We start from the raw sequence: 10,093 nt of genomic DNA on the forward strand, positions 1-10,093 counted from the left end.
AAAAATGGAACTACAAAAAATAGCCACAGAATGGGCGAAAGCAGAAGTATTCTCAACACGCTTTTTTATCTTATTTGCAATTTTATTTTTAATTGCAAGCCTTGGATTTTGGCAGTTGGGGAAAACAGATCTAGCGAAAGCCTATATTATTCCAACCATGGTTGCAGGTTTATTACTTCTGACAATAGGTCTCGGGCTTTTCTACACCAACAAATCAAGAATTATCCAATTTGAAAAAGCATATAACGATGACGCACCTGCCTTTTACCAATCTGAGATTGAACGTTCTGAAAGTACATTAAAGGAGTACACCATTGTATTTAAGGTCATTCCCATTTTAATTATTATCGCAGCATTATTAATTCTATTTATTAATACTCCAACTTGGCGCGCAATTGGTATCACAACAATTACAATGCTCATAGTAATTTTATTAATTGATGGAACTGCCCATGCAAGAATAGAAGTCTACCACGAAGAATTGAAATCTATAATGAATCTGGATAAAATTAAGAAAGTTTGAAACTCTTTAAACTTAATTTTATATTCAAGCCTTCACCCCCGCGATAGAACTAGTCTTTTTAATAAAATCGATTATCTTCAGTTGCGAGAGCGAGAGGACGATTTGAGAGAACTTACAGTTTCATTCTGAGTTTTTGAATTCATACAATTTCGATTAATTGAAAATGGAGATGAATCGTAATTGGTAGAAGTTATTTTTGTAATAAAAATCTAAACGGGATATGAATTCGTTTTGACCAGGCATTCTCACTATGCCCTTCTCCTGGAAAATATTCGGTCTTCCAATTACTGGAGTTAAATCCATTTTTAATTAAGATTCTATCTACTCTTCTTTGAATAGCTGGATATAAACTATCCAGAGTTTGATCTCCGGTATCAAAATAAATTTTGTGATTTTTTGGATTCGGCAAATTCTGTTCTAAGTACTTCAGAAATGATTGCGGAACCGGATTGTTATTTGGTGTAAAAGTACCAGTCCAATGAGTAGACAGACAAGCTGCGCCTCCGAAAATGTTTGGATACTCACACATAGCATAAATGGATATGAGGCCTCCCATACTACTTCCAGCAATAAAAGTATTTTTCATATCTGAATGAACTGAAAAATTTTCATCTATATAGGGTTTTAATTCTTTAACAATAAAACTTAAATATTTATCAGATTGAGGTTTAAAAGCATGCTCTATATAAACATGGGAATTTTTTAAATGATTTGAAACCGTATCCTTTTCTACCTTTGAGAGAGTTTCAAAAGGTTTCTGTGGAAAGTAGTCGGCATGTCTTGTACTTCCCCCATTCCAAATCCCAATTATTATAAATTGCTTAACAGAACCTGATTCTAATAATTTTGAAGCTGCTTCCTCAACGTTCCAGGCTTGTTTGTTCCAGGAATTTTCAGCATCATACAACATTTGTCCGTCATGCATATATAGTACCGCATATTTGGTATGAGGGCTGTATGTTTCTGGTAACCAAACATCGATATTTCTTGCTGTGACGTATTCTGACTGAAAATTCTCGATCCTCTCAATTTTGCCCTTGCCGACATGGGGTAAAGAATTTTGTGCAATCAGTGTTGAGTTAAATGCAATAAATAGAAATAAATTAATTTTTAAAATCATAAACTTGATGTTTCATCCATGAATTACAATAATTTAACGACTTGGTATACTAAACATGACTTGTGCATATATGATTGCAGTTATGTCGATTTAAATGTTTTAGTAAGTTCTGAACCTAAATTTAGTGCTTTTATATATAAGTTGTAAGCAGAGATATGTTATTGGCATATGACTATTAAAAAAATCTAATAGTTTAACTTTTAACTCAATTAAACTAGATCAAAATCTTCTATGATTCAGTTGCCCATGTTATTGCTATACTCCAGTTCAAAAACTGGATAAATGCTTATTGCTTTAATTCGATTCCGAAATTATTTCTTGAAGCAAACCTAGCATGATTAATTGTAATTCTTATCGTATTGATCATCTAATTTGTTTTTTGTTGTTGCTAATAAGTTTGTAATCTTTTTCCGGTCATAAGCATCCTTATGTGCCTCATTATAGCCACCCTGATCGTTATCATAATACTTGCCGCTGCTATTTTTGTACTTTTCAGATGAAGCGATTTCATATAGAATAGAAGCTCCCTTATCTGCAGGAGACCAATGATGACCAAAGGTTTCTTTTACCATTTTTGTATTTAATAGGGAACCAGGATTTACTGCAATTGTCGTAATTTCTGGATATGTTTCGGCAAAATTAAAACTCCACATAGTCAAAGCTAATTTACTTTGGGCATAGGCTTCTTGCATAGATATGGTTTCAATTCCTTCAAGTGCTCTTAGAGAAACTGTAGCCTGTGCTGCTGAACTTAAATTGATTATACGTGGGGAATCGCCTCTTTTCAGCAGGGAGATTAAGCCATTAGTTAAAATATAAGGAGCAAAATAATTGACAGCAAAACGTATATCTAAACCGTTCTGATTGTTTTCTACAGGGCTTTTATAGACTCCTGCGTTATTGATTAGTATATCAATTGATGGAATCTCCTTGGAAATTTCAGCGACTAAATTTTTAATACTTCTGAAATTTGAAAAGTCTGCTATTAAACCCCGTATTTTATCATTACCAGAAAGTTCTTTTACTTCAGATACAGACTTTTTTAGCTTTTCTTCATTTCTTCCGTGGAGTAAGACTATATGTCCAGCTTTTGCCAGTTTAATAGCAGCCACTTTACCAATACCGTCCGTGCTTCCTGTAATAAGAATAGTTTTCATTTTAATAAATTTTAATATTTCCGTTGGTTCTTATGTATACAAGCACATCTTGTTGAGTTACATTTGAAATCGTATGAATAGCCGTATCAATCGAGCTGAAATAGCTACCGGCATCAAGAATTTTTTGTTTTTGTTTCGGCATATCATAATTTAACTCTCCTTGAATAATCACCGCATGCAATGCACTTCCGTTACTTTCCAATTTACCAGTGTAAGATGCTGGAAATTTTATAAAAATGCTCCGACTCTGCTTGTTTTCCCATAGAAAACTTAGCTGCACATCACTTTTTGAATCAATCCAGGTTGATTTGTCACTTCCCAGCCAAACAATATTTGAAGCATCTATGTTAACCGGACGTTCGCCATTATCATACGCTTCTTCAATAGGTTGTACTAAATATGGTCCATGATCAATTTCAACAAGTGCTATATTTTCATTCCCTTTTGCAGAAGTAATATGAGATTCACCAATTGGTTGGGTCCAGAAACTTCCCGGTTTCATCCACATAGTTGAAGCATTGGGATCATCATTATGAATGGATCCTTTGATGACTACCGCCCTGTAAGTAACATTATGGATATGTGGAGGTGAGGAGAAACCATCTGCAAACTTTGCTAAAAAACCAGTGGGTTTGGTTCCATTTCTATTACCCCTAATGGTACCTGCCTGTGGACTATCATCTCCTCTCACCGGGTTAAGTTTTTCCCACTTAACTTCTGAACTCAACACTACCTTATTCGTATGGTTTTCTATTTGCTCCAGCCTATCATTTTCAAATTCAATATGTTTCTCTTCATTTTGATTGCATGAAGCTAATATGAATAATAAAAAGATAACGGGGATGGAAGTTATTCTTATATTCATTTCTCAGTATTTAGTTTTCCACCACCACTTTTCCAGTAGCTTTTCCGCTTGCAAGATGTGCATAAGCTTCTCCCACTTCTTTCATTGAAAATTTTTGTTCATCAAGTAAAGGCTTTACAGCTCCTATTTCTATAATTTTAGTTAATTCACTTAAGATTTTACCGTGATCCTCTCTCTTAAAATTATATATCATTGGAATGAGCATAAACACAACATGAAGCGTCAAACCTTTGAAATGAACCGGTGAGAGATCTAGTTCAAGTAATGAAACTGTTGTAGAAATTTGTGCGTTCAAGGCCGCTGCTTCAAATGAATTTTTCAAGTTTTCACCACCAACCGTGTCGAACACAATATCAAAACCATTTCCATTTGTATGTTTATTTACGTAGGATTCAACATCCTCTGTTGTGTAATCAATAGAGGAGGCACCATAGCCTTGAATAATCTTCATTTGCTTTTCTCCACTACCTGTTGCTGAAACGTTAGCTCCAAAATGTCGGGCTAATTGGACTGCTAGGTGACCAACTCCTCCGGCACCGCCATGAACCAATACGTTATTTTCTTTTTGAACATTCGCACGAGTTAGACCTTCATAAGCAGTAATGCCTACTAAAGGTATGGCAGCTGCTTCACGCATTGTTATATTTTTGGGTTTATGAGCAATCAATCTGCTGTCAGCAGCGATATATTCGGCTAATGTTCCTTGAAGATCTCCCAGACCACCTGCACAACCATAAACTTCATCTCCAATGGAAAAGTTTGTTACGTCCTTTCCCACTGCCTCGGCAGTACCGGCAAAGTCCATTCCCAGAATAGCCGGAGTTTTAGGAGAAAAAGGAAGATCTTCTCCCATGTTTTTTATCATGGTATCCACTGTATTAACACTGGAGGCTGATATTTTAATCAAAACCTGATATTCTTTTAAAATTGGTTTTTCAACTTGTTCTGGTTCAAACTTTGAATTCTCACCATACTCTTTTAACAACATTCCTTCCATAATATACTTATTTTAAATACTATACTTTTTATAGTTGCAAACTTATATATAGTTATCTATCTTTGCAATAACGGTCAAAAAGGATAGTATAATTTTATGGAAGCAAAAGAGCCTACAAAATTAAAGTTTAAAGGTAGTGAGTACCCCTGCTGTGCAAGCCTGACTATGGGGATTATAGGAGGAAAATGGAAGACGGTAATTTTATATCATTTAATGAATAAAACGCTTCGCTATAATGAGTTGAGAAAAGAAATGCCCACAGTCACTGAGAGAACTTTGAGTCTACAATTAAAGGCTTTGGAAGAAGATGGATTGATTAATCGGGAAGTATATACTTCGAAGCCTCCCTTAAAGGTAGAATATTCATTAACAGACTTCGGGAAAACTTTGATTCCATTAGTCCAATCTATTGCGGATTGGGGAGATTTTGTGGTTGAAAATTATTCTGACTCACCTTTATAGGCTTGTGGCCAGTTGAAGTAAGGGAGACAGATTTATTGGCTTAATTTTAGTTTGTTGAGGTAATGTTTCTTTTAGTTATTTAAGGGATGATTGCAAAATTTTGTTATCATCTACTGTTTTCTTTTTTATAATTTTTACAATACGACCATATATGATCTCCGCTAGGTTCCATTCATATCCTTCAAAGTTTGTAGTATTGTTGAATTGAATAATTACTGTATCAATACCTGGATAGTATTTCGCAATACTTTGATAGCCAACCATCAGGCCTGTGTGTTCGTATTCATAAACAGTAGAATAAATTTCCTGCTCTCCCTCATTAAATACTGAACCATCGTTTAATGCTCTCAGAAATATACCCACATCTTCTGCTGTGGCTATCATTAAACCTATGTTTTCTGTTTTAAAATCTTTCTCAATTCCCACATAATAGCCGCTCATTACATTATTTAAATTCACCTCATGCAGCGAACCGAAGGTGTTTTTCAACCCTAGTGGTATCAAAATTTCCTCCTTTATATATTGCTGATGTGAATATCCCACCACTTTCTTAATAAGATCTTCAATCAACATATAATTGGTATTTGAGTAACCATAGTCTTCTCCTGGTTCAAAGTTAGCCGGTAAATCCAAGCCGTATTCCAGTGTTTCCTGTCTACTTTCTGGAGGTTCTGTCCAATAGTCAGGGTGATCCACAAAATTGGGGATTCCACTCCTATGCTGTAACATCATCCTTAATGTTATTTTGTCTGAATTTTCAATCCTTGCCCCAAGTTCTGGAAAGTATTCATTGAGTGTTTTATCCAAAGACAAACGTTCTGCTTTGACTAATTTTACGGTAGCAACAGCGACATAAAGCTTGGTAATGCTGGCAATCTTGAATAGGGCTTGCGGGTAGGCGGGTATTTTCTCTTTCCGATCGTGCCAGCCAGCCGCATAAAATTCAGGAGATTTTCCTGCCTGGTCCACATAAACAATCATTCCATCGAATCCGTGATCGATTCCTTCATTTAGCTGCTCTTGAACCGTTTCAGGGAGTGGTAAAATCCAGGCCTTTACCAAGATCCAAGGCACAAACCATAAAGAAGATATACTTGCAATTATAAATATTATTCTGAGTATTCGTTTTATTTCTTTCTTAGTCATAACCTCTTATAATTACTCATTAAATTTCGCCTTTTTATACTCAATAGTTTTTGAAAGCCAGGTAAGAACCTTAATCTTTAGTTTGCACATCAATTTCTTCAATGACTCTCGTGCCTACATATTTTAATTGACTATACTGATAAACCATGGCATCTAATTGAAAGGCTGCTAAGCTAACAACATTTCGATAAGGAGCAGACGCAGTATATTCTGCAAAGACTTGGTAATACTCAGATTGGGGTGTGGCTCTTATTTTTAAGGAATCCTGAGGCAAAAAAGCTGAAGCGAGAATCAAGGAGGTATCGAATTGGGTAGAAAGATAGGTTTCCTGATTTACTACATATTCATTATAACTTTTTTCATTTTCGGCAATGTCTTCTACTATGCTGTAATAGCTTGTCAAAAGAGAATCCAGGGGGGTATTGTTTATTTTTCCAAAATAGGCTGAATTTTTCAGGGCTTCATATCCGCTAGTATTAGGTTTGAAATAGTAATCTGCAAAGGCGACGCCGCAAGACATAAATAATATAAGGTCTTGGTCTTCTGTCTTATCTAATATACGTACTCGGGCTTTTTTACATTGTGTTGCTGTTTGTGTTCTATACTTTGTTAAGGTATCCAGAATGCGCAGATCTTCTAAGGTGTGAACCTTTATTTTTCCCAGGTATTCTTTTAAGGTCTGGTTATCCTTTCTGGCCTGGTTCCAATTGTTGATTTGTAAGGCAATTAAGATCCCGATGACAACCAGTACTATTTCACCAATTGCATAAATAAGATATTTGCTGAACTTGTTTTCTGTAAGTAGTCGCTGGCGAATTTTTCTGAAGATCTTCATTACTAATCAATTGGTTATACTAAAAATAAGGCTTCCAGTAGGTTTGGAATGGGATCTAATCTTTGAATATTCAAATAGTTATAAATTATAATTATAAAGTTGTAAACTTTATTTTTCCTGAGCAGGTTTTGACGGATCTTACGGAAGATTTTAAACATTAGAGATTTGTTTCTCTAAATATATGACTTTTGAGCAATTATCTTTTTAAGGTAATGGATTACAGGGGTTTGTGATATGTTTTTGTGTAGGATTACGAAGCGATCACTATCGATTTACTCCGACTTTTTTACGAGTCACAAACCTTCGAAAACCTTCAAAATTCACATGCGCTATACCATGTGTTATGCTTTTTGTACTTTATCTTTTAAGGATTATCTTATTTTATTCATTTTCACTCTCCATTTTATATGTTAATGGTTTATAATCAAACCAATCAAAAATCACACTGTTTTTAGATTCTTTACCGTTGCTAGTTGCGTACATACCAACTCCTGGGCCATTAAATTGTGTGTTTCCTTGTCCGTCTGCAATTACAATGAGGTTTTGCTTTTCTCCAATAGGTTGGAGTTTGTTTTCTGATCTACCATACCAGAACTGTACCACAAGGTCGTTTCCTTTAACATGGAAGTATACGTCTTTGTGGGTATATGGAATGCGAGCTATTTCAGTTTGTTCTCCAAGGTGAGACTTTAATAATATTAGAGAGTTCTTGTCTTTTAGTAGTTTGAAATGGTTCTGGTTAGTACGGTAAATAGTTAAACCTGCTTGTTCATTATCTTTTTTTGTAGAAAAGCTCATTTTTGTTGAAGCTTCGAACTTGTGGTGTTTTATTCGTTGAATTAAGATAGAAGAGTTTACAAGGCTATCCATAACTTCTTTACGAAGATTAAGTGTTACTTTTCCATCATTTACTGTATAAAAGTCTTCTTTTGGTGTGCGTATTGTATACCATTTCATACCCAGTTTATTACCTTCGAAGTTATCACGTTTTGATTCTTTTGGTACGGGCGTCCATGGTAAATCTGGACGGGTTTGTTTCATAAGTACTTTTCCTTTTCCTGGGTTGAAAACAGGGGTATTATCCTCAAATTCAACTTTAGCTAAGAATGTTTCTCTACCGAGTGTTGTAGTTTTATTAATGCGACGTTTCCCAAGCATAATACACCACCATTCGCCGTTTTGAGTTTGAACTAAGTCTCCGTGTCCGATTGCATGAACAGGAAAGTCTTCTCCGAAGTGACGATGAGTGAGAACAGGGTTAATATAATTTGATATATACGGGCCATTGATTGAATCACTATGATGAACGGTAAGTGCATGGTAGAGGCCTGTTCCTCCTTCAGATACCATTAAAAGATATTTACCATTAATTTTATAAATGTGCGGTCCTTCAGTATATGAAGCATTGTTTGCATGCCCGTAAGTTAGTTCTGTTCTTTCACCTACTAATTTTTTTTGCTCTAAGTTTAATACTTGGTTAAATGCCACAGTTTGTGTAGGCCATTCTTCTTTTTCAACACTTTTCATACCGGTGTATATGCAAGTTCCATCTTCATCCCAAAAGATAGAAGGATCGATGCCAGGAGCATCGAGCCAAATAGGATCAGACCATGGTCCTGCAGGGTCTTTTGCTGTGATATAAAAATTCATTTTACAGCCTACGCAGGTATTAATTATGTAGAATGTTCCTTCGTTATAACGAATAGTAGGAGCAAAGAGACCGAGTTTATCAGGTAAGCCTGAGAAATCAACCATATTAGGACGATCAACTGCGTGCCCAATAAGTTTCCAGTTTACAAGGTCTTTACTGTGGTAAATTGGTAAGCCTGGGTACCATACAAATGTTGAGTTTACTAGGTAATAATCATTACCAACACGGCAGATCGAAGGATCGGGATGGAACCCCGTTAATACAGGATTTGTAAAAGTTTTTGGTACTGTGTTTTTGTCAATAGAGAAAGTATTATCTTGATTTTGTGCAACTGAGATAATGCTTGCCATAACAAGGATTATAGATAAAATATTTTTCATATTACAATGTATGTTACAAATCTTTCTGAGTATGAAACACGATTTTGTTTAAGACTCGTTGAGGAAAGTCAGCTATGATTTTCCGCAGTAACCGAAAGATAGCAAATTGTAATGAATTCCGATTAGGAATTCAGCCGCAATGCGCTATACACGGTGTTGTGGTGCGTTTTTCCAATTCAATCTATCGTAAGCCCAACTTAATTCTGTTTGTTTTTTGTCAGTAATGTTAGTTGGGTTCATTATTGTTCTTTCAATTCGTTCCTTAAAAATTTGTTTGGTGTTTGCATTATTAACCCAATCAAACAAGATTTTATTTGTTTTTTCATCTGCAAATCCTGTCGATAGTTTTTCAGGTTTCTTGTCGTTGAATCCGTAATTAATTAAATCATTAAAATGTAATGTACTTTTAAGATTTTCGAACTTTTCCCAATTGTTTAGTTTATCTGCAATTCCAAAATTTTCCTTGTCCAGCATAACTAAAATCGAACTAATTTGTTCGTTTTCAGGTAACGGATATCTATTTAAGCAATGTTTGAAAAATTCTTTTCCGAAAGAATTCAAAATTTCGGTTTCCTCATCGGTCCACTCATTGATTTCTCCGAATGATCTTAAAACAATTTCAGTCGAATGTGATACGAATTTTAGATTGGCTGTTAAATCTAAATATCTTGGCGCAAAATGCTTGAATTCAGTTATATTCGGTTGCTGTGGTTTTCCTGCTGTATGATATGTGTATAAAAGTTCAAATGGTATTCCTCTTACATCAGTTTTTGCTAATTCCAATTCTTCACTTTTTGTAACGCAACATTCAGTACAGACATCAAGAGTTTGTTCGACTTTATAATCGGCAAAAACTTCATATGATTTATCAATTATTTTCTTTAGCTCGATGTTCATCTTAAATGTCTTGTCCTGAAATATGGCTACAGGTTAAAATTGATTTACGCTGTTAATTTA

10 protein-coding genes are annotated in these 10,093 nt (G+C 35.0%); 2 read left to right on the forward strand and 8 right to left on the reverse strand.

Annotation, left to right across the window (positions count from 1 at the left end; all coding sequences use genetic code 11):
* Positions 1-4 precede the first annotated feature (4 nt).
* The gene (locus tag L1I30_RS11000; RefSeq protein ID WP_236134344.1) at positions 5-523 is read left to right on the forward strand and encodes a hypothetical protein; all 519 of its coding nucleotides are present in this window, start codon (positions 5-7) and stop codon (positions 521-523) included.
* A gap of 190 nt (positions 524-713) precedes the next feature.
* Here the strand turns inward: L1I30_RS11000 and L1I30_RS11005 are convergent, their stop codons facing one another.
* The 4 genes from L1I30_RS11005 to L1I30_RS11020 all read right to left on the reverse strand — a co-directional run bounded on the left by L1I30_RS11005 (position 714) and on the right by L1I30_RS11020 (position 4,662).
* Positions 714-1,643 carry an alpha/beta hydrolase gene (locus L1I30_RS11005; RefSeq protein WP_236134345.1) on the reverse strand — a complete coding sequence of 310 codons (930 nt, stop codon included), beginning with the start codon at positions 1,641-1,643 and terminating at the stop codon, positions 714-716.
* Between the two features lie 338 nt (positions 1,644-1,981).
* The gene (locus L1I30_RS11010) at positions 1,982-2,800 is read right to left on the reverse strand and encodes an SDR family NAD(P)-dependent oxidoreductase (protein WP_236134346.1); all 819 of its coding nucleotides are present in this window, start codon (positions 2,798-2,800) and stop codon (positions 1,982-1,984) included.
* 1 nt (position 2,801) lies between these two features.
* On the reverse strand, positions 2,802-3,665 hold the full coding sequence (locus L1I30_RS11015) for a DUF4437 domain-containing protein (RefSeq protein ID WP_236134347.1): 864 nt from the start codon (positions 3,663-3,665) through the stop codon (positions 2,802-2,804).
* A gap of 10 nt (positions 3,666-3,675) precedes the next feature.
* Positions 3,676-4,662: a zinc-dependent alcohol dehydrogenase family protein gene (locus tag L1I30_RS11020; RefSeq protein WP_236134348.1), complete on the reverse strand. Its 987-nt coding sequence runs from the start codon at positions 4,660-4,662 to the stop codon at positions 3,676-3,678.
* Positions 4,663-4,758: 96 nt separating this feature from the next.
* Here L1I30_RS11020 and L1I30_RS11025 point away from each other — a divergent pair, with 96 nt between their 5' ends.
* Positions 4,759-5,124, forward strand: a complete 366-nt coding sequence (locus L1I30_RS11025) for a winged helix-turn-helix transcriptional regulator (protein WP_308444062.1) — start codon at positions 4,759-4,761, stop codon at positions 5,122-5,124.
* Positions 5,125-5,199: 75 nt separating this feature from the next.
* On the opposite strand, the gene L1I30_RS11030 is transcribed toward L1I30_RS11025, so the two are convergent.
* The 4 genes from L1I30_RS11030 to L1I30_RS11045 form a co-directional block, all read right to left on the reverse strand.
* The gene (locus L1I30_RS11030) at positions 5,200-6,270 is read right to left on the reverse strand and encodes a serine hydrolase domain-containing protein (protein ID WP_236134349.1); all 1,071 of its coding nucleotides are present in this window, start codon (positions 6,268-6,270) and stop codon (positions 5,200-5,202) included.
* A 70-nt stretch (positions 6,271-6,340) separates the two neighbouring features.
* Positions 6,341-7,105, reverse strand: coding sequence for a DUF6090 family protein (locus L1I30_RS11035; RefSeq protein ID WP_236134350.1), 765 nt, complete (start codon positions 7,103-7,105; stop codon positions 6,341-6,343).
* A 381-nt stretch (positions 7,106-7,486) separates the two neighbouring features.
* Complete coding sequence (locus L1I30_RS11040) at positions 7,487-9,136, reverse strand: glycoside hydrolase family 43 protein (RefSeq protein WP_236134351.1); 1,650 nt, start codon at positions 9,134-9,136, stop codon at positions 7,487-7,489.
* Between the two features lie 144 nt (positions 9,137-9,280).
* Positions 9,281-10,033: a hypothetical protein gene (locus L1I30_RS11045; protein WP_236134352.1), complete on the reverse strand. Its 753-nt coding sequence runs from the start codon at positions 10,031-10,033 to the stop codon at positions 9,281-9,283.
* Positions 10,034-10,093 lie beyond the last annotated feature (60 nt).

This window comes from Gillisia lutea, assembly GCF_021568705.1.
Lineage (GTDB): Bacteria > Bacteroidota > Bacteroidia > Flavobacteriales > Flavobacteriaceae > Gillisia > Gillisia lutea.

What these genes read in the sequence shown, in the direction of transcription:
- L1I30_RS11035 (WP_236134350.1), bottom strand. Translation starts at nt 7,105, where the DNA reads ATGAAGATCTTCAGAAAAATTCGCCAGCGACTACTTACAGAAAACAAG.
- L1I30_RS11040 (WP_236134351.1), bottom strand. Translation starts at nt 9,136, where the DNA reads ATGAAAAATATTTTATCTATAATCCTTGTTATGGCAAGCATTATCTCA.
- L1I30_RS11020 (WP_236134348.1), bottom strand. Translation starts at nt 4,662, where the DNA reads ATGGAAGGAATGTTGTTAAAAGAGTATGGTGAGAATTCAAAGTTTGAA.
- L1I30_RS11045 (WP_236134352.1), bottom strand. Translation starts at nt 10,033, where the DNA reads ATGAACATCGAGCTAAAGAAAATAATTGATAAATCATATGAAGTTTTT.
- L1I30_RS11000 (WP_236134344.1), top strand. Translation starts at nt 5, where the DNA reads ATGGAACTACAAAAAATAGCCACAGAATGGGCGAAAGCAGAAGTATTC.
- L1I30_RS11005 (WP_236134345.1), bottom strand. Translation starts at nt 1,643, where the DNA reads ATGATTTTAAAAATTAATTTATTTCTATTTATTGCATTTAACTCAACA.
- L1I30_RS11015 (WP_236134347.1), bottom strand. Translation starts at nt 3,665, where the DNA reads ATGAATATAAGAATAACTTCCATCCCCGTTATCTTTTTATTATTCATA.
- L1I30_RS11030 (WP_236134349.1), bottom strand. Translation starts at nt 6,270, where the DNA reads ATGACTAAGAAAGAAATAAAACGAATACTCAGAATAATATTTATAATT.
- L1I30_RS11010 (WP_236134346.1), bottom strand. Translation starts at nt 2,800, where the DNA reads ATGAAAACTATTCTTATTACAGGAAGCACGGACGGTATTGGTAAAGTG.
- L1I30_RS11025 (WP_308444062.1), top strand. Translation starts at nt 4,759, where the DNA reads ATGGAAGCAAAAGAGCCTACAAAATTAAAGTTTAAAGGTAGTGAGTAC.